15 protein-coding genes are annotated in these 18,747 nt (G+C 71.0%); 8 read left to right on the forward strand and 7 right to left on the reverse strand.

The features are described from left to right. The first annotated feature begins 46 nt into the window (after positions 1-46). From fabV to OHS70_RS30565, 6 genes are all read left to right on the forward strand, one after another. Positions 47-1,255 carry an enoyl-[acyl-carrier-protein] reductase FabV gene (gene fabV, locus OHS70_RS30540; RefSeq protein ID WP_328402685.1) on the forward strand — a complete coding sequence of 403 codons (1,209 nt, stop codon included), beginning with the start codon at positions 47-49 and terminating at the stop codon, positions 1,253-1,255. A 214-nt stretch (positions 1,256-1,469) separates the two neighbouring features. Next, positions 1,470-2,498 (forward strand): N-acetyl-gamma-glutamyl-phosphate reductase, encoded by a 1,029-nt coding sequence (gene argC, locus OHS70_RS30545; protein ID WP_328402687.1) that lies wholly within the window; start codon positions 1,470-1,472, stop codon positions 2,496-2,498. Positions 2,499-2,616: 118 nt separating this feature from the next. Then, positions 2,617-3,768 carry a bifunctional glutamate N-acetyltransferase/amino-acid acetyltransferase ArgJ gene (argJ, locus tag OHS70_RS30550; RefSeq protein ID WP_328402689.1) on the forward strand — a complete coding sequence of 384 codons (1,152 nt, stop codon included), beginning with the start codon at positions 2,617-2,619 and terminating at the stop codon, positions 3,766-3,768. Then, complete coding sequence (gene argB, locus OHS70_RS30555) at positions 3,765-4,667, forward strand: acetylglutamate kinase (RefSeq protein WP_328402691.1); 903 nt, start codon at positions 3,765-3,767, stop codon at positions 4,665-4,667. The genes argJ and argB overlap by 4 nt, the downstream gene beginning before the upstream one ends. Continuing rightward, the gene (locus OHS70_RS30560; protein ID WP_328402693.1) at positions 4,667-5,875 is read left to right on the forward strand and encodes an acetylornithine transaminase; all 1,209 of its coding nucleotides are present in this window, start codon (positions 4,667-4,669) and stop codon (positions 5,873-5,875) included. The genes argB and OHS70_RS30560 overlap by 1 nt, the downstream gene beginning before the upstream one ends. Before the next feature lie 7 nt (positions 5,876-5,882). After that, complete coding sequence (locus tag OHS70_RS30565; RefSeq protein ID WP_328402695.1) at positions 5,883-6,419, forward strand: arginine repressor; 537 nt, start codon at positions 5,883-5,885, stop codon at positions 6,417-6,419. A 693-nt stretch (positions 6,420-7,112) separates the two neighbouring features. Here the strand turns inward: OHS70_RS30565 and OHS70_RS30570 are convergent. The 5 genes from OHS70_RS30570 to OHS70_RS30590 all read right to left on the reverse strand — a co-directional run bounded on the left by OHS70_RS30570 (position 7,113) and on the right by OHS70_RS30590 (position 11,664). Next, complete coding sequence (locus OHS70_RS30570) at positions 7,113-7,847, reverse strand: FAD:protein FMN transferase (RefSeq protein WP_328406028.1); 735 nt, start codon at positions 7,845-7,847, stop codon at positions 7,113-7,115. Between the two features lie 38 nt (positions 7,848-7,885). Further along, positions 7,886-8,785 (reverse strand): FMN-binding protein, encoded by a 900-nt coding sequence (locus tag OHS70_RS30575; protein ID WP_328402697.1) that lies wholly within the window; start codon positions 8,783-8,785, stop codon positions 7,886-7,888. 8 nt (positions 8,786-8,793) lie between these two features. After that, the gene (locus OHS70_RS30580; RefSeq protein WP_328402699.1) at positions 8,794-10,161 is read right to left on the reverse strand and encodes a ferredoxin reductase family protein; all 1,368 of its coding nucleotides are present in this window, start codon (positions 10,159-10,161) and stop codon (positions 8,794-8,796) included. Positions 10,162-10,269: 108 nt separating this feature from the next. Further along, positions 10,270-10,983 carry a L,D-transpeptidase family protein gene (locus tag OHS70_RS30585; RefSeq protein WP_328402701.1) on the reverse strand — a complete coding sequence of 238 codons (714 nt, stop codon included), beginning with the start codon at positions 10,981-10,983 and terminating at the stop codon, positions 10,270-10,272. Between the two features lie 93 nt (positions 10,984-11,076). Next, complete coding sequence (locus tag OHS70_RS30590) at positions 11,077-11,664, reverse strand: pyridoxamine 5'-phosphate oxidase family protein (protein ID WP_328402703.1); 588 nt, start codon at positions 11,662-11,664, stop codon at positions 11,077-11,079. Positions 11,665-12,187: 523 nt separating this feature from the next. Here OHS70_RS30590 and OHS70_RS30595 point away from each other — a divergent pair. Both OHS70_RS30595 and argH read left to right on the forward strand, forming a co-directional pair. Then, positions 12,188-13,381, forward strand: coding sequence for an argininosuccinate synthase (locus OHS70_RS30595; protein WP_328402705.1), 1,194 nt, complete (start codon positions 12,188-12,190; stop codon positions 13,379-13,381). A gap of 106 nt (positions 13,382-13,487) precedes the next feature. Then, positions 13,488-14,915: an argininosuccinate lyase gene (gene argH / locus OHS70_RS30600; protein ID WP_328402707.1), complete on the forward strand. Its 1,428-nt coding sequence runs from the start codon at positions 13,488-13,490 to the stop codon at positions 14,913-14,915. A 132-nt stretch (positions 14,916-15,047) separates the two neighbouring features. Here argH and helR read toward each other — a convergent pair whose 3' ends face one another. Together helR and OHS70_RS30610 are read right to left on the reverse strand one after the other, a co-directional pair. Beyond that, the gene (gene helR / locus OHS70_RS30605) at positions 15,048-17,198 is read right to left on the reverse strand and encodes an RNA polymerase recycling motor ATPase HelR (protein ID WP_328402709.1); all 2,151 of its coding nucleotides are present in this window, start codon (positions 17,196-17,198) and stop codon (positions 15,048-15,050) included. A 188-nt stretch (positions 17,199-17,386) separates the two neighbouring features. Then, positions 17,387-18,622 (reverse strand): glycosyltransferase, encoded by a 1,236-nt coding sequence (locus OHS70_RS30610; RefSeq protein ID WP_328402711.1) that lies wholly within the window; start codon positions 18,620-18,622, stop codon positions 17,387-17,389. Between the last annotated feature and the right edge of the window lie 125 nt (positions 18,623-18,747).

The raw sequence follows: 18,747 nt of genomic DNA on the forward strand, positions 1-18,747 counted from the left end.
GCGGCCGCCGCGTCCTTGTCCGTGACGACACCTGGGGCACCACACCGTGAGCGAACGCGTCATTGCGCCCAAGAGCCGGGGCTTCCTGTTCCTCGACTCCCATCCCGGCGGATGCCGACAGCTGGTGGACGAGATGTGGCACGCCGTCCCCGCCCCGGTCACCGCCGGGGGCGAAGGGCCGGTGGCTCTGGTCATCGGCTCGTCCGCCGGGTATGGCCTGGCCGCTACGATCGCGGGCCTGGCCCGTGTCGGTATCCGTGGCATCGGCGTGTGCTTCGAGAAGGCGCCCGCGCGGCGCACCGGTACGGCAGGCTGGTATCGCACCGCCGCCACCGCCCGGCTCGCCCAACAGCACGGGCGGGACATGGTCTTCCTCAACGGCGATGCGTTCAGCGACGCGATGAAGGAGCAGGTTGCCGACCTCCTCACCGAGCGGTTCGGGGGGCGGCTCGACTTCCTGATCTACTCGGTGGCCGCGCCTCGCCGCACCGACCCGGACAGCGGCGACGTGTACGCCTCGGTCCTCAAACCGGTCGGCTCGCAGTACACCACCAAGACCCTCGTCTTCGACGAGTCCGGTGCCCCGGAGGTCAAGGAGGTCACCACCGCGCCGGCCGAGGGCGACGACATCGAGCAGACCGTGGCGGTGATGGGTGGCACCGACTGGGAACGGTGGATCACGTTCCTGGCCGACCGGTCCCTGCTCGCCGACGGCTTCGCCACCGCCGCCCTGTCCTACATCGGTTCTCCACTCACTGCGGCGATCTACCGGCAGGGCACCATCGGCGCCGCAAAGTCCCATCTCGAAGCCACCGCACGCACGTTGGACGAGCGTCTCGGCAAGACCGTGGGCGGCCGGGCCGTGACCTCGGTCAACGCCGCTGCCGTCACCCAGTCCTCCACCGCCATCCCCGGCATCGCCCTGTACGTCGGGCTGCTGCGCGGTGTCCTCGGCGACGCCATGGTGGCCCCGATCGGTCAACTGGTGGACCTGTGGGACCAACTGACCGGCGCCCGGCCCCTCGACCTCGACGACGAGGGCCGGGTCCGCCTCGACACCTGGGAACTTGCCCCCGCAGTGCAGAACGCCGTCGCCGAACGCTGGAGCACCGCCACCAGCGAGACCGTCACCGAACTCGCCGACCTCGACTGGTTCAGCGACGAGGTCCGCCGCCTCTACGGCTTCTCCGTCCCTGGCGTCGACTACACCGCCCCCGTCGAAACCGACGTCCCCTGGCCCGCTCTCACCATCTGACCCACGCCACGAACGCCCCCGATCGCGACCGGCAACGGGGACCGTTCCTCGGAACTATCACAACGCGGCGTTACGGGACCCAAGATCCGCCAACTGGCACGCTCGCCCGTCAACCAAGAGTCTCGGTCACCCCGGCCTCGCCGAGGCCGGTCGGCGGCGTGATTGCATAGATCTGCATGGTTGCGTATAGTCATGCCATCGAGGAGGAGGTCCGATGACGGTACGAGCAGCAGTGGCAGGGGCCAGCGGCTACGCGGGCGGGGAATTGCTCCGGCTGCTCCTCGCCCATCCCCACGTCGAGATCGGCGCCCTGACCGGTGGCTCCAACGCGGGCCGCCCGCTCGGCGGTCTCCAGCCCCATCTGCTCCCGCTGGCCGGACGGGTGCTCGAGCCGACCACCCCCGAGGCGCTCGCGGGCCACGACGTCGTCTTCCTCGCCCTGCCGCACGGCCAATCCGCCGCGGTCGCGGAGCTGCTCGGCGACGACGTCCTCGTCATCGACATGGGCGCCGACTTCCGGCTGAAGGACGCGGGTGACTGGGAGCGGTTCTACGGCTCCCCGCACGCCGGTACCTGGCCGTACGGCCTCCCCGAACTGCCGGGTGCCCGCAGCGCGCTGGAGGCGTCCAAGCGCATCGCGGTCCCCGGCTGCTACCCCACCGCCGTCTCGCTCGCGCTCTTCCCGGCGTACGCCGCAGGCCTCGCCGAGGCAGAGGCCGTGATCACCGCCGCGTCCGGCACCTCGGGTGCCGGCAAGGCGCTCAAGCCGCATCTGCTCGGGTCCGAGGTGATGGGCTCCATGACTCCGTACGGCGTCGGCGGAGGTCACCGGCACACCCCCGAGATGATCCAGAACCTGAGCGCGGCCGCGGGGGAGCCGGTCACCGTGTCCTTCACGCCCACGCTCGCGCCCATGGCCCGCGGCATCCTCGCCACCTGCTCCGCCAAGGCGAAGCCGGGCACGACGGCCGCGGACGTAAGGGCCGCGTACGAGAAGGCACTGGCGGACGAGGCGTTCGTCCACCTCCTGCCCGAGGGGCGGTGGCCGGCGACCGCGTCCGTCTGCGGATCGAACGCCGTGCAGATCCAGGTCGCCCACGACGAGGCCGCCGGTCGCATCATCGCGATCAGCGCCATCGACAACCTCACCAAGGGCACTGCCGGCGGCGCGGTGCAGAGCATGAACATCGCCCTCGGGTTCCCCGAGAGCGCAGGTCTTCCCATGACCGGAGTTGCCCCGTGAGCGACGCGCACGCAGCCACCGGTCCGCAGTCGATGACGATGCCCACATCCCGGAGCCGCGCGGGCGGAGACGGGGGCACCTCCCAGGCGTCAGCTCCGGGAGAGAACGGAGAAGCACAGTGAGCGTGACCGCAGCGAAAGGATTCACCGCGGCCGGCATCGCCGCCGGGATCAAGGAGAGCGGGAATCCGGACCTGGCCCTCGTGGTCAACAACGGGCCCCGCCGTGCCGCCGCGGGCGTGTTCACCTCCAACCGCGTCAAGGCCGCGCCCGTCCTGTGGTCGGAGCAGGTCCTCAAGGGCGGCGAGGTGACCGCCGTGGTCCTCAACTCCGGTGGCGCCAACGCCTGTACCGGGCCCAAGGGCTTCCAGGACACCCACGCCACCGCCGAGAAGGTCGCCGATGTGCTGGGCCACAGCGCCGGCGAGGTCGCGGTCGCGTCCACCGGCCTGATCGGCGTCCTGCTGCCGATGGACAAGCTTCTGCCGGGCATCGAGAAGGCGTCCGCGCAGCTCAGCGAGCACGGCGGCGAGAAGGCCGCCATCGCCGTCAAGACCACCGACACGGTGCACAAGACCGCCGTCGCCACAGGGGACGGCTGGACCGTCGGCGGCATGGCCAAGGGCGCCGGCATGCTCGCCCCCGGCCTCGCCACCATGCTCGTCGTCCTCACCACCGACGCCGACCTCGAGTCGGCCACCCTCGACAAGGCGCTGCGGGACGCCACCCGGACGACCTTCGACCGGGTGGACTCGGACGGATGCATGTCCACCAACGACACCGTGCTGCTGCTGGCCTCCGGAGCGAGCGAGATCACGCCGCGGTACGAGGAGTTCGCCGAGGCCGTGCGGACCGTGTGCGACGACCTGGCCCGCCAGCTGATCGGTGACGCCGAGGGCGCGAGCAAGGACATCCGTATCGAGGTGATCAACGCGGCGACCGAGGACGACGCCGTCGAGGTGGGCCGCTCCATCGCCCGTAACAACCTCCTCAAGTGCGCCATCCACGGTGAGGACCCCAACTGGGGCCGGGTGCTCTCCGCCATCGGCACCACCCAGGCCGTCTTCGACCCCGACCGGCTCAATGTCGCCATCAACGGCGTCTGGGTCTGCAAGAACGGCAGCGTCGGCGAGGACCGGGAGCTGGTCGACATGCGCTACCGCGAGGTGAAGATCACCGCCGACCTGGCCGCCGGGTCCGAGTCCGCCGTCATCTGGGCCAACGACCTCACCGCCGACTACGTCCACGAGAACAGCGCGTACAGCTCATGACGAACACGACGCGGAAGCACACCGCGCTGCCCAAGGCCGAGATCCTTATCGAGGCGCTGCCCTGGCTGACCCGTCATCACGGCAAGACCGTCGTCATCAAGTTCGGCGGCAATGCCATGATCGACGAGGAGCTGAAGGCCGCCTTCGCGCAGGACGTCGTCTTTCTGCGCCATGCCGGCCTCAAGCCCGTCGTGGTGCACGGCGGCGGCCCGCAGATCAGTGCCCAGCTCGACCGGCACGGGCTGGTGAGCGAGTTCAAGGCAGGGTTGCGGGTCACCACACCCGAAGCCATGGACGTCGTACGCATGGTGCTGGCCGGCCAGGTCCAGCGCGAACTCGTCGGCCTGCTCAACCAGCACGGCCCCTTCGCCGTCGGCATGACCGGCGAGGACGCCCACACCATCACCGCCACCAAGCATCAGCCGCAGATCGACGGCGAGCTGGTCGACATCGGCCGGGTCGGCGAGATCACCGAGATCGACACGGGCGCCATCGAGGCGCTGCTCACCGACGGACGTATCCCGGTCATCTCCTCGATCGCCCGCTCGCAGGACGACGGACATGTCTACAACGTCAATGCTGATACGGCTGCTGCGGCACTCGCTGCGGCGCTGGGCGCGGAGACCCTCATGGTCCTCACCGATGTCGAGGGCCTCTACGAGGACTGGCCGAACAGCGACGAAGTGATCAGCCGGCTCACCGCCACTCAACTGGAGAAGCTGCTGCCCGACCTCTCCAGCGGCATGGTCCCCAAGATGGAGGGCTGCCTGTTCGCCGTACGCAACGGGGTCAACACCGCCCGCGTGATCGACGGCCGGGTCCAGCACTCGATCCTGCTGGAGATCTTCACCGACGAGGGCATCGGCACGATGGTCGTGCCGGACGGACAGGGGGACTGATGAGCGGCAACGAGGAACTCACGCAGCGCTGGCAGGGCGTGATGACGGACAACTACGGCACGCCGAAACTGTCCCTCGTCCGTGGCGAGGGCGCCAGGGTCTGGGACGCGGACGGCACCGAGTACACCGACTTCGTCGGCGGCATCGCCGTGAACGCGCTCGGTCACGCGCACCCCGCCGTCGTCGAGGCCGTCACCCGCCAGATCGCCTCCCTCGGCCATGTCTCCAACCTGTACGTCGCCGAGCCGCCCGTCGCACTCGCCGAGCGGCTGATCCAGCTGTTCGGCCGCCCCGGCCGCGTCTTCTTCGCCAACTCGGGCGCCGAGGCCAACGAAGCCGCCTTCAAGATCGGCCGGCTGACGGGCCGTACGCACATGGTCGCCACCACCGGCGGCTTCCACGGCCGCACCATGGGCGCCCTCGCGCTCACCGGCCAGCCCGCCAAGCAGCAGCCGTTCCTGCCGTTGCCTGCCCAGGTCACGCACGTCCCCTACGGCGATGCCGAGGCGCTGCGGGCCGCCGTCACCGAGGAGACGGCGCTGGTGATCATCGAGCCGATCCAGGGCGAGAACGGAGTGGTCGTCCCGCCCAAGGGCTATCTGGAGGCGGCCCGGGAGATCACCCGGGCCACCGGCACCCTGCTGGTCCTCGACGAGGTGCAGACCGGCATCGGCCGCTGCGGCCACTGGTTCGAGCACCAGGCGCACCAGGGCGTCGAGCCCGATGTCGTCACCCTCGCCAAGGGACTCGGCGGCGGTCTTCCCATCGGCGCCACCGTGGTCTTCGGCGAGGCCGCCGAGCTGCTGAGGCCCGGTCAGCACGGCACCACGTTCGGCGGCAACCCCGTGGCCTGCGCCGCCGGTCTCGCCGTCATCGACACCCTTGCCACCGACGGCCTGCTCGACGAGGTCAAGCGGCTCGGCGAAAAACTGCGCGACGGGATCGAGGGTCTGGGACACCCGCTGGTCTCCCATGTCCGTGGCAGTGGTCTGCTGCTGGGTATCGTGCTCACCGGGCCGCACGCACCCAAGGTGCAGCAGGCGGCCCAGGATGCCGGCTTCCTGGTGAACGCCCCCGCACCCGATGTCGTACGGCTCATGCCCGCGCTGACGATCGGGGACGCGGAGGTGGACGCGTTCCTCGGAGCGCTGCCCGGCATCCTCCAGGCGATCAGTGCGAGCGACGGCGAAGGGCGACCCGGAGAATGAGACGACGATGACCGAGGGCCAGGACACCGAGCACAGCGGCCCGGCCGTACCGCAGACGCGCACGGCTCGCCACCGCCGGATCGTGGACATCCTCAACCGGCAGCCGGTGCGCTCCCAGAGCCAGCTGGCGAAGCTCCTCGCGGACAACGGACTGAACGTCACTCAGGCGACGCTCTCCCGCGACCTCGACGAGCTGGGCGCGGTGAAGATCCGCAACACCGGCGGCGAGCTGATCTACGCGGTACCCAGTGAGGGAGGCTTCCGCACCCCGCAGGCCCCGCTCGGTGAGTCGGCCAAGGAGGAGCGCATGAGGCGCCTCTCCGGTGAACTGCTGATCTCCGCGGAGGCCTCGGCCAATCTCGTGGTCCTGCGTACGCCGCCGGGCGCAGCCCAGTTCCTGGCCTCGGCCATCGACCAGGCCGAACTCCACGACATTCTCGGCACGATCGCGGGCGACGACACGCTGATGCTGATCAGCCGTGATCCCCAGGGCGGACAGGCGCTCGCGGACCATCTGCTGCGTCTGGCCCAGAACGACCGCTGACAGGGGCACCCGGCCGGGGCCCGGCCCCCTGCGGCTGTCCGCGTACGGAACAGTTCCTCCGCCTCGGGCCGGACGGTCCGGGGCGGGTGACCGCACGGGACGGCGGGCAGGGCCGTCGGGACGGAGAGTGGCCGACGCGCCCGACGGGCGGGGCCGTCGGGTCCGAGGCGTCGTGCGACCGCCGTGTCGCCGGACCGGCCCGCGGGCGGCAGGCCACCGAAGCCGGGTGGTCGTCGCGTGGTCAAGGCCGGCGGGCGGGGCTGTCGGGTCCGAGGCGTCGTGCGACCGCCGTGTCGCCGGACCGGCCCGCGGGCGGCAGGCCACCGAAGGCGGGTGGTCGTCGCATGGTCAAGGCCGGCAGCCGGGCCGCAAGGGCCTCGGATCGGTCGGACTCAAAGCGGCCTCGGTCGCCTGTCCCGAGGCTGCCGCCCTCTTCGCCTCGCACCTGCCGCCGCCCGTGGCCGGTTCCGGGCGAGTGAGCACTTCGCGCCGCGCCCGCAACGGGTGACCCGGCGCGTGCGGCCGGGGCCCGACCGTCCTCAGCGGCCGGGCGGTGCAGCGGCAGGCTGCCCCTCGGGCTGTCGGGCGCCGCGGGGTGAGCACGCGGTCCGCCCGCCGGGCCCGAACGCACCGGCGCGGTCGGGGTTCACGACAGGGTGGGCATCAGGCCGGGCGGGCGGCAGCGTACCCGCCTCATGCCGCCAGCTTCGCCGTATGGCGGGCGAAGCCGCTGGTCTGCCACGTGCAGCCGTCGGCGGAGACCGCGAAGCCCTCCGTGTCGGGCAGCTCCTCCAGCCATGCGCGGGCCCGGTCACCCATCGCATACGCGGCCGTCGCGCGTACGTCCGCCCGGGTGAGCCCGGGGCAGACGACGGTCATCGAGGCGATGCCGGCGGCCGGTGGCCGCCCGGTGTGCGGGTCGAGGATGTGGCAGCCGCGCTCAGCAGGACCCGATGTGGCCACGGCCAGGCTCCGGTGCGCCTCGATCACCGCTGCCAGTCCTCCGGGACGCAGAGGGTCGGAGACTCCCACGCGCCAGGGGCCGCCGTACAGCTGGATGTCCCCGCCGCCGTTCAGGCAGACGGCATCCGCGCCGGACGAGGCGAGCATGCGCACCGCACGCTGCACGGCCCAGCCCTTGACCAGGCCGGTCGGGTCGAGACCGCCCGCGTACCGGGTGGTGAACCATCCCTCGCTCTCGGCCTCGGCCTCCTCGCATCCCTGGAGCACCTCGGCCATCTCCGGGACGCAGTCGCCGAGTGAGAGTTCGCCCCGGGACAGCCGGCTCAACTGGCTGTCCTCGCGGTACGTCGAGAAGGTCTCGTCGGCGTGGTGCAGGCTCGCCACGGCGGCGGCGAGTGCGGCCTGCACCCGTGAGGTGTCGCTCTCGGCGGCGACGCGGACGTCGAACGAGAACACCGTGCCCATCGAGTGCTCGACATGGCGCAGACGCGCCCCGCCGGCCTTCACAGACCTGCCTTGTCGATGGCGCTCTGCAGGGACTTGATGTAGCCCTCGCTCGTGTAGCTGGCGCCGGAGACGGCGTCGATCTGCGCACTCTGCGCGGCGACGGCGGCCTGGTTGAGCTCGGGCACGGCCCTGGCGGCGATCTTCCGGCTGTTGGCGTCCGAGTCCGGTGCCTTGACGGCGTCGGCCGCGGTGATCCTGCCGCCGCTGACGGTGATCCGCACCTGGACGTCGCCGTACTGGGTGCTCGCCGCAGCGCCGACAACCGTCTTGGGCGCGGCCGGCTCCGAGCCCCCGCCCCCGCCGGTGCCCGAGGCACCTCCGGCCCCGGCGTCGCCCGTGCCGGACGCCGCCCCCGACCCGCCGGTGCCGGCCCCTGCGTCCGGTCCGGGCAATGCGGCCCCCGCGCCGGCTCCCTCACCGGGGCCGTCCTCCTCCGCCCCCGCCGCCTCGGCCTTGTCGATGGCGCTCTGCAGGGACTTGATGTAGCCCTGGCTCGTGTACGTGGCGCCGGAGACGGCGTCGATCTGTGCGCTCTGCGCGGCGACGACGGCCTGGTTGAGTTCGGGTACGGCACCAGCGGCGATCTTCCGGCTGTTGGCGTCCGAGCCGGGAGCCTTCACGGCCGTGGCCGCGGTGATCCTGCCGTCGCTCAGGGTCAGCTGGACCTGTACCGGCCCGTACTGGGTCTCGGCCACGTCCCCCAGCACCGTCTGACCGCCGGCCGCCTCCAGCCCGCTCCCCGCGGACCCCGAAGCGGCCGGCGGCACGCCGCCGGCCTGCGACGACGAGCCGGCCACCGAGGTGCCCGGCTGCTTCAGTGCGAGCAGCAGGACGACGGCCGACGTGGTGCCTGCGATGCCGATCATGATCCGGCGCAGCGGATGTTTCCTCTTCATGGACGGCCTCACATCTCGAACGACTCGTGGTGGATTCGGCGGGAGGGCACGCCCGCCGCGCGCAGTGCGTTGTACGACTCCTCGGCCAGACCGGGCGGCCCGCAGAGGTAGACGTCGTGCTCATCGATGTCGGGCAGCACCTGTGTGAGGCGCTCGGTCGTGATCTCGGGCCGCGCCCCGTCCGGCCCGTTCACGGCGTACATCAGCCGCGCGCTGCGGGCGTCCGCGATCTCCCGCAGTTCGCTCCACAGCGCCAGGTCCTGGGTCTTGCCGGCCCGGTAGAGCAGGGTCAGATCCCCGGGACCGCCGGGCAGCGTCTCGAACAGCGCCCGCAGCGGCGTGATACCGGCTCCGCCGGCGATCAGCAGCACCTTGTTCCGGCTCCGCCGTCCTGCGGTCATCGCGCCGTACGGACCCTCCGCCCAGACGCGCGTCCCGGGCTGAAGCTCGGACAGGGCCGTGCTGTGCTTGCCGACGGCCTTGACGGTGATACGCAGCAGATCAGGGCGGGGAGGGGCGGACAGGGAGTACGGATTGGCGCTCCAGCGCAGGCCCTTGGTGAGGAACCGCCAGCGGAAGAACTGGCCCGCCTGAGCACCGAGCCGGTGCAGCCGCCGCCCGCTGATCAGCACGGAGACCACGCCAGGCGCCTCGTCCACCACGGACTCGACCCGCATCCGGTGCCAGAGGTTCAGCCGCACGGGCGCCAGGACCCGGTACCAGACGAGCAGCGCACCGACTGCCGCGTACAGGACGTACCAGACCGTTCGTGCGGTCGGGTTCGCCACGAACTCGGTGCCGGTGGCCAGCTGGTGCCAGAAGGTCAGGTACACCGCGGCGTAGGTGAGCAGATGGAGGTAGTACCAGGTCTCGTAGTGCATCCGGCGGCGTATCGCGCCGGCCGAGACGAAGCCGACCACCAGCAGCAGTGTGGTGCCGATCGCCGCCTTGATCATTTCGGGGAAGTCGAGGACCACGGTGACCGTCTGCTCGACGACACCGGTACGGGCCTGAACGGCGTAGCCCCAGACGGTCAGGACGACATGCGCGACGACGAGGCTGATCGCATACCGGCCGCTCATCGCGTGCCAGCGGGTCGCCCGGTCGGAACCCACGCGCCGTTCCAGTGCCGGCACACGCGCCATCTGCAGCACCACGAGCGCGATCATGTACCCGCCGAGCAGGCCGGTGATCCGGCCCGCCCCGATCAGCCACTCGGCGGTGTTCATCCCGACCACGGCCGTGTTCTGCCACCACAGCCACAGCACTGCCGCCGCGCCCGCCCAGGCAAGGCCCAGCAGCATCACTGCCGGGTTGCGCCTGGGCCGGATCGCGCGCATGGTCTGGCGCCTGGCGGCCCGACCGCTCTGAATCATCGCCACCGCTGCTCCTCGGCTGTTCCGTATCGCTCAGGTGGATACGGAGACGAGCCTCCAGGAGTTCAATCTGCGGGGCGCTTGTGTCAGCTGTGGGCCGGCTGTGCGTCAGTAGCGGGTGATGGCCGTGGGCCCGGAGGCCGTTCCGATCGCGATGTGCGGATGGCGGAACCTGTCGGCCCAGGCCAGGATCTTCACCATGGCCGACTCCGGGACGGACACGCAACCGGCCGTCGCGCCACGCCCGTTGACGTGCAGGAAGATGCCGGCACCCCGGCCGCGCACCGGACGGTCGTAGTTGAAACCGATGACGAGGGCGTGGGCGTACTGCGTGGTGTACGAGACCAGATGCTCCGACTCGGTGCCCCGGCAGTCCCTGGGCAGGCCTTCCACCCAGCGGTTGTACGTACGGGCCGCGTTGTCCTGGCACCACCAGGAGCGCTCGGTCACCTTGCGGTACCGGTAGTCGGTGCCGACGGGCGCCGGTTTGATCCCGAACGCGTACGGCATGCCGAACAGCCCGGTCGGTGTGGTGGAGGTGCCCTGCTTGCGGCTGTCGCCCTCGACCAGGCCGTTCGCACCGAAACGGGCGTCCGTCGAACCCGCGGCCACCCACTGCCCGTCCGGACGGCGGTCCCACCAGGTGACCTTCCCGGTCGTGGACCCGGGGCCCGGGGCCTCGGCGGTGATCAGCTGGCTGCCGCCGCCGGTGTCCGCCATACGGGCGGGCAGGGGCGTAGGAACGGGGTCGGGCGCGGCCGCGACGGAACCCGAGGCGAGCAGGAACAGCAGCACGATGCCAAGTGCAGGACGAGGGCGCATGGTTCACGATGCTAAGCCCCGCCTCGGTGCGCCCGCCGTCCGGGCTGCGCCGCTCGGGTGCAGGACCGCGGGGCGGGCGCGGGTGAGTGCGCTTCAGTCGGTGCGGGCGGGAAGCGGCAGCGGGAGGGCGGGGAGCCCGTCCAGGCTCACGGCGACGTGCTCCTTCTTCTCGCAGTACGCCGCGAACTCCTCGTCCGTCTTGCGGCCGAAGTGCTCAGCGTGCTGGGTGCGTTCCTCGCGGTAGTCCATGAACGGCACCGCGAAACCGCAGGCGTCGCTGATCCGCACTGCGCGGACGACGATGATCGCGCGGGCGCTCGGGCCGTCGACCTGCTCGAAGTGGCCGATCCAGGCGGACCAACGAGGGTCGTCCCGGAAGATCGCCTCGCCGCGGCCGTGCACCCTCAGCACCTTGGGCGGCCCGGCGAACGCGCACCACATCAGCGTGATGCGCCCGTTGCCCTCCTCGCGCACATGGGCGATGGTCTCGGCCCCGCTGCCGCCGAAGTCGATGTAGGCCAGCGTCGTGGCGTCCACGACGACGAGCGTCCCGCTGCGCCCCTTCGGCGAGAGATTGACGTGTCCGTCTCCGGACAGCGGCGCGGTGGCCGTGAAGAAGACCGGCTGCTGCTCGATGAATTCGCGGATCCGGCCCTCTATGCGTTCATACGTTTGCCCCATGGCTGAATTATCGGCCCCGTCCGGCCGCCCGGCCGGGCGTTCACGCATTGAGGCCGACGCGGCTCCGCATACCGCTCATCACGTAGTCGCTGAGCAAATGGGTGCACTGCCGGAGCAACCCGTCCACGCCGGCGTCGCCCCGCGGAACCTCGTCCAGCCAACGCTGCACGGCGGATTCGGCGCAGCCGGGGGTCGGTGTCGGCCGACAAGGCCACTGCAGCGCTCGGTTCGCTCAGCCCGCCGTGCGCCTTCAGCAGCCGGAAGGCGGCCCGGCGTGTGTGCGTGGGGCGCCACGCGGAGAGCCGGACCGTGGTCGACGGTGATGCGGGCGGCGAGCCGCCCCGTCCTGTCGCGCAGCCGGGCGGGCACCGGATACGGAGACGTCCGCAGAGTTTTCCCGGCCTGCCCGCCTCCGTACGAGCCGCAGGGGCACGCCTCACCAGCGCATTCCTGCTTGCATTGACAAAACATACGGAGGATTGCATAGTTATACCCATCACCGAATGCACCGAAGGAGAAGCCAGTGACCGAGCGCGTCGTACTCGCCTACTCGGGCGGTCTGGACACCTCCGTCGCCATCGGCTGGATCGCCGAGGAGACGGGCGCCGAGGTCATCGCCGTTGCCGTGGACGTCGGCCAGGGCGGCGAGGACCTGGACGTCATCCGCAAGCGCGCGCTCGCCTGCGGTGCGGTGGAGGCGGAGGTCGCCGACGCCAAGGACGAGTTCGCCGAGGAGTACTGCCTTCCGGCGATCAGGGCCAACGCCCTCTACATGGACCGCTACCCGCTGGTCTCCGCCCTCTCCCGGCCCACCATCGTCAAGCACCTCGTCGCCGCCGCGAAGAAGCACGACGCCTCGGTCGTGGCCCACGGCTGTACCGGCAAGGGCAACGACCAGGTGCGGTTCGAGGCCGGTATCGTCGCCCTCGCTCCCGAGCTGAAGTGCATCGCCCCGGTCCGTGACTACGCCATGACCCGGGACAAGGCGATCGCGTTCTGCGAGGAGAAGCAGCTCCCGATCGCCACCAGCAAGAAGTCGCCGTACTCCATCGACCAGAACGTCTTCGGAAGGGCCGTCGAGACCGGCTTCCTGGAGGACATCTGGAACGCGCCGATCGAGGACATCTACGAGTACACCTCGAACCCGGCCACCCCCCGCGAGGCGGACGAGGTCGTCATCTCCTTCAAGGAGGGCGTCCCGCTCGCCATCGACGGCAAGCCCGTCACCGTCCTTCAGGCGATCCAGCAGCTCAACGAGCGGGCCGGCGCCCAGGGGATCGGCCGGATCGACATGGTCGAGGACCGGCTCGTCGGCATCAAGTCCCGTGAGGTCTACGAGGCCCCGGGCGCGATCGCGCTGATCACCGCCCACCAGGAGCTCGAGAACGTCACCGTCGAGCGCGAGCTCGCCCGCTACAAGCGGCAGGTCGAGCAGCGCTGGGGCGAGCTGGTCTACGACGGCCTGTGGTTCTCCCCGCTCAAGCGCGCCCTGGACGGCTTCATCAACGAGGCCAACCAGCACGTCACCGGCGACATCCGGATGACCCTGCACGGTGGCCGCGCGGTCGTCACCGGACGGAAGTCGGACTCCTCGCTGTACGACTTCAACCTGGCGACCTACGACTCGGGCGACACCTTCGACCAGTCCAAGGCGCAGGGCTTCATCGAGATCTTCGGCCTGTCCCAGAAGATCGCCGCCAAGCGGGACCTGGCGTAACAGCCGGCCCGGCAACCGCTGCCTCACCGCTACGGTGAGGTGGAGGTCCCCCAGGCCCCCGGGCCCGGGGGAGGTCGCACATCACCCGTCTTGAGGAGCAGAGCAAGTGAGCAGCAACAGCGGTGACGTACGGCTCTGGGGCGGCCGTTTCGCCGACGGTCCCGCCGAGGCCCTGGCGAAGCTGTCCGCGTCGGTCCACTTCGACTGGCGTCTCGCGCCGTACGACATCGCCGGGTCCCGTGCCCACGCACGGGTGCTGCACAAGGCAGGCCTGCTGACCGAGGACGAGCTGACGCGCATGCTGGCCGGCCTCGACCGGCTCGAAGCCGATGTCGCCGACGGCTCGTTCGTGGGCACCATCGCCGACGAGGACGTCCACACCGCACTCGAGCGCGGCCTGCTCGAGCGGCTCGGCCCCGACCTCGGCGGCAAGCTGCGCGCCGGCCGGTCCCGCAACGACCAGGTCGCCACGCTCTTCCGGATGTATCTGCGCGACCACGCCCGGATCATCGGCGGCCTGATCGCCGAGCTGCAGGACGCCCTCGTCGGCCTCGCCGAGGCCCACCCGGACGTCGCCATGCCGGGCCGCACGCACCTCCAGCACGCCCAGCCGGTGCTGTTCGCCCACCACGTCCTGGCCCATGTCCAGTCGCTGTCCCGGGACGCCGAGCGGCTGCGTCAGTGGGACGAGCGGACGGCGGTCTCCCCGTACGGCTCCGGCGCGCTGGCCGGCTCCTCGCTCGGCCTCGACCCGGAGGCGGTCGCCCGCGACCTCGGCTTCGAGCACGGCTCCGCCGGCAACTCCATCGACGGCACGGCCTCGCGTGACTTCGTCGCCGAGTTCGCCTTCGTCACCGCGATGATCGGTGTGAACCTCTCCCGGATCGCCGAGGAGATCATCATCTGGAACACGAAGGAGTTCTCCTTCGTGACCCTGCACGACGCCTTCTCCACCGGCTCGTCGATCATGCCGCAGAAGAAGAACCCGGACATCGCCGAGCTCGCTCGCGGCAAGTCCGGCCGCCTCATCGGCAACCTGACCGGCCTGCTCGCCACGCTGAAGGCGCTCCCGCTCGCGTACAACCGCGACCTTCAGGAGGACAAGGAGCCGGTGTTCGACTCCTGCGACCAACTCGAGGTGCTGCTCCCGGCGTTCACCGGGATGATGGCGACCCTCACGGTCAACCGGGAGCGGATGGAGGAGCTCGCCCCGGCCGGCTTCTCGCTCGCCACCGACATCGCCGAGTGGCTGGTCAAGCAGGGAGTGCCGTTCCGGGTCGCGCACGAGGTCGCCGGCGAGTGCGTCAAGGAGTGCGAGCAGCACGGCATCGAGCTGGACCAGCTCACCGACGAACAGTTCGCGAAGATCTCCGAGCACCTGACGCCCGAGGTGCGCACCGTGCTCGACGTCCCCGGCGCGCTCGCCTCGCGCAACGGGCGCGGCGGCACGGCTCCGTCCGCCGTCGCCGTCCAGCTCGCCGAGATCAAGGCGGACCTGGCGGTCCAGCACGCGTGGGCGACCGCGAAGAACTGACCTTCGACGGACAGGTCCCCCGGCCGCCGTCGTCGTGCCCGCGCCGCCGCGGTGCACGACGGCGGCGACCCGGCCGAGCAGCGCCTGGTGGGCCACCGACCCGGCCGGGAGCGGGCGTTCGCCCGGCCGGCGTCAGGAGCTCGTGAGGATGACGAGTTGCCGCGTCGCTCGGGTCATCGCGACATAGCGGTCGACCGCTCCTTCGATGCCGTTGCCGAACGCCTCCGGGTCGACGAGGACGACCAGGTCGAACTCGAGCCCCTTCGACAGCTCCGGGGTCAGCGACCGGACGCGGGACGTCGTCCGGAACGCGGGATCGCCGATGACACAGGCGATCCCGTCGGCATGGGCGGCGAGCCACGTGTCGAGGATCGAGCTCAGATCCGAAGCAGCCCCGTGCAGGACGGGGACGCCGCCGCTGCGGATGGAGGTCGGCACGTTGGCGTCCGGGAGCACGGCCCGGATGACCGGCTCGGCCTCCGTCATGATTTCCTCCGGCGTCCGGTAGTTGATGCTCAGGGAGGCCAGGCTGATCCGGTCGAGCCCGATCCGCTCGAGCCGTTCCTGCCACGACTCCGTGAACCCGTGCCTGGCCTGGGCACGGTCCCCCACAATGGTGAAGCTCCGGGACGGGCAGCGGAGCAGCAGCATCTGCCACTCCGCGTCGGTCAGTTCCTGAGCCTCGTCCACGACGATGTGCGCGAACGGGCCGGCGAGCAGGTCCGGTTCGGTGCCGGGCCGTGCGGTCTGGTCGACCAGGGTGTCCCGCAGGTCCTGTCCGCGCAGCATCGTCACCGCGCCTTCACCGTCGGCATCGGCCTCGAGCACGTTGTCGATGACGCCGGCCATGCGCTCGCGTTCGGCGGCGACAGAGGCTTTGTGCCGACGCTTGCGCAGTGACGCCTCCGGGTCGCCGAGCCGCTGCCGTGCCGCGTCCAGGAGCGGCAGGTCGGACACCGTCCAGGCCTGGGCGTCCCCGCGCTGCAGCTTCGACACGTCATCGCGGCTGAGCCAGGGAGCGCACTTGCGCAGGTAGGCGGGGACCGACCACAGGTCTCCGACGAGGTCGGCCGCTTCGAGCAGCGGCCACGCGCGGTTGAGGGCCGTGAGCAGTTCCCTGTTCTGCAGCAGCGACTTGCGCAGCAGGTCGGACGAGACGTCGTCGCCGTCGTGCTTGTCCACCAGGATCGTGAGCAGCTCCTCCCAGATCTGGTCGCGCGCCTCGTTGTGCGGAGTACCGGGTTCCGCTGCTTCGAACGCCACGGCCCAGTCGTCGGCGCTCAGCCGGATGTCGGACCAGTGGGTCGTGACCGTCATCCCCTCGGCGGGCGGCTCCTCGTAGAACCTGACGGCCGTCTCGATCGCCTCCACCATGTTCGCGGACGACTTCAGGAGGGCCACGTGCGGGTCGGCCTCGATCGCCGCTGCGGCTCCCTCGGCGACGAGGTCCCGCAGGGTGCACGTCTGCACGCCCTCCTCTCCGAGGCTGGGGAGGACGTCGGAGACGTAGGCCAGGTAGGGCCGGTGGGGACCGACGAACAGCACGCCGCCCCGGCGGTGACCGAGACGGGGGTCGGAGTGGAGCAGGTAGGCGGAGCGGTGCAGAGCGACGACGGTCTTCCCCGTACCCGGACCGCCGTCGACGACGAGAGCGCCGCGGGATCCCGCGCGGATGATGGCGTCCTGGTCGGCCTGGATGGTGCCGAGCACGTCTCGCATCCGTGCCGACCGGTTACTGCCCAGGCTCGCGATGAAGGCGGACTGGTCGTCGAGCGCGGCGTGCCCGGCAAACCCGTCCGCGGTGAACACCTCGTCCCAGTAGTCGCTGATCAGGCCGCCGGTCCAGCGATACCTGCGGCGGCTTGCCAGACCCATCGGGTTGGCGTGGGTGGCTCCGAAGAACGGCTCAGCCGCGGGGGAGCGCCAGTCGAGCAGCAGCCGTCGGCCCGTACTGTCCGTAAGGCCGAGTCGTCCGACGTAGACAGGCTCGGGGTTGTCGGCGCCGGCCATGTGTCCGAGGCACAGGTCCAGACCGAAGCGACGCAGTGCGCGCAGGCGGGCGGTCAGCCGGTGGACCTCCATGTCCCGGTCCATCGCCTGCCGGCCCAGGCCGCCGGGCGCCCTGCGCGCGGCATCGAGGTGATCGGACAGCTCGGCGATCGACTGCTCGAGGCACTCCGTGATGGCCGCGAAGTGCTGCTCATCGCCGGCGGTCAGCGTCGGGTCGGCCTTGGGAGAGAGGTGGTCGGGAAGGTCGAACGCGCTGGTGGTCAGGGGGTTCACTTCTAGAGCTCCGATCTGAGGCCGCTTGCAGCCATTGCGCGCAGTAGGCGTCCGAACCGGCGTGAGGGACCAGGTGGCCATGACGGGCAACGCTCTGCCTGACGTGGACCACATGGCCGTTGTCGGTTCAGGTCGCCAGGGTTCGCAGGTTGTTGCGTTACGGGTCCTGGCTCGACGATCCCGTGTGTTCACGCGGACATGGGCGGCCTGTCTCGGCTGATCGCGCCGAGCAGCAGTCTCGCGGCCACTGTTGCTCCGTCGGTGCGGATCGTGGCGGCCACGGCGGTAGCTCGTGCGCGGGTCTCGGGGGCCAGGGCGGTGCCGAGCGCGGCTGCCAGGGACTCGAAGGTCGGGGTCGGACCGTCGTGTGCCGTGCCGATGCCCAGGTCGGCCACCCGGGCGGCCCAGTACGGCTGGTCCACCCCCTGGGGTACCACCACCTGAGGCGCGCCGGCCCGGGTGGCCGTCGTCGTGGTGCCCGCGCCGCCGTGGTGTACGACGGCGGCCACCCGGCCGAACAGTGCCTGCTGGTTGACCTCGCCGACGGCGAAGCAGTCGTCCCGCTCGTCGATCAGGGACAGATCGGCCCAGCCGCCCGCCACGACCGCGCGGCGGCCCTGCGCCCGGATCGCCTCGACGGCCACCCGGGCGACGTCCGTCGACGTGTGCATGGGCATGCTGCCGAAGCCCACGTACACCGGTGGTGTGCCGGCGTCCAGGAACGCCACCAGCTCGGCGGGGAGCGGGCGTTCGTCGGGCAGCACCCACGCGCCGGTCTGGACGACGTCGAGGTCCGGCGTCTGCCGCCACGGGTCCAGGACCGGGTCCGTCGCCAGCCACGGCTGGCCGCCGATGACGTAGTCCCGGACGTTGTCCACCGGTGGCAGACCGATCGACGCCCGGTTCGTGTTGAGCGCCTCACCGAACAGCGCGTTGATGCTCTGGGCGTCCAGATCCCACAGCACCCGGTTGTCCGTCACCTCCGGCGGGAACGGCCGGCCCCGATACGCCAGCGGCCGACGGTGCGGCGCCGGCAGGGTGAGCTGCTGGAAGGTCACGGACACGGAGCGGATGCCGAGCTTCTCGGCGACCGACAGGGCGCCGGCCGCGGCCGGCATCATGCCGGTCGCCACCAGCGCATCGCATCCCTCGGCCGCCGCGGTGACCGCGCCGAACTGACTGGAGATCACCTCGGCCGCGTACCGGGGCATGGATGACGGCGGCGGCGCCGCCTTCGTCAGCGCGCGCGCCGACGGGCCGACCGGCACCAACGGCACGCCGACGCCGGCCAACCGCTGCACGAAGTCCTCGTCCGGCGGCGCGCACACCCGCACCTGGGCGCCGACTGCGCGCAACTGCACCGCGAGCCCCACCAGCGGTTCGACGTCCCCGCGCGATCCATACGTCGACAACAGCACACGCATTTCGCGACTCTCACCTTCCGCGGTTTCCGGCCTCGGCCGAGGATTCTGCGGGACACCCGGGGCCTTGCCGCAAGCCCCCCAGCGCGCTATAAGTTGAGAGTGGCAAGGAGTGGGTACTCCTTGCC

The sequence above is a fragment of the Streptomyces sp. NBC_00390 genome (assembly GCF_036057275.1).
Classification (GTDB): Bacteria; Actinomycetota; Actinomycetes; order Streptomycetales; family Streptomycetaceae; genus Streptomyces.

What these genes read in the sequence shown, in the direction of transcription:
- argB (WP_328402691.1), top strand. Translation starts at nt 3,765, where the DNA reads ATGACGAACACGACGCGGAAGCACACCGCGCTGCCCAAGGCCGAGATC.
- OHS70_RS30560 (WP_328402693.1), top strand. Translation starts at nt 4,667, where the DNA reads ATGAGCGGCAACGAGGAACTCACGCAGCGCTGGCAGGGCGTGATGACG.
- argC (WP_328402687.1), top strand. Translation starts at nt 1,470, where the DNA reads ATGACGGTACGAGCAGCAGTGGCAGGGGCCAGCGGCTACGCGGGCGGG.
- OHS70_RS30590 (WP_328402703.1), bottom strand. Translation starts at nt 11,664, where the DNA reads ATGGGGCAAACGTATGAACGCATAGAGGGCCGGATCCGCGAATTCATC.
- OHS70_RS30610 (WP_328402711.1), bottom strand. Translation starts at nt 18,622, where the DNA reads ATGCGTGTGCTGTTGTCGACGTATGGATCGCGCGGGGACGTCGAACCG.
- OHS70_RS30580 (WP_328402699.1), bottom strand. Translation starts at nt 10,161, where the DNA reads ATGATTCAGAGCGGTCGGGCCGCCAGGCGCCAGACCATGCGCGCGATC.
- OHS70_RS30585 (WP_328402701.1), bottom strand. Translation starts at nt 10,983, where the DNA reads ATGCGCCCTCGTCCTGCACTTGGCATCGTGCTGCTGTTCCTGCTCGCC.
- OHS70_RS30570 (WP_328406028.1), bottom strand. Translation starts at nt 7,847, where the DNA reads ATGGGCACGGTGTTCTCGTTCGACGTCCGCGTCGCCGCCGAGAGCGAC.
- OHS70_RS30575 (WP_328402697.1), bottom strand. Translation starts at nt 8,785, where the DNA reads ATGAAGAGGAAACATCCGCTGCGCCGGATCATGATCGGCATCGCAGGC.
- OHS70_RS30565 (WP_328402695.1), top strand. Translation starts at nt 5,883, where the DNA reads ATGACCGAGGGCCAGGACACCGAGCACAGCGGCCCGGCCGTACCGCAG.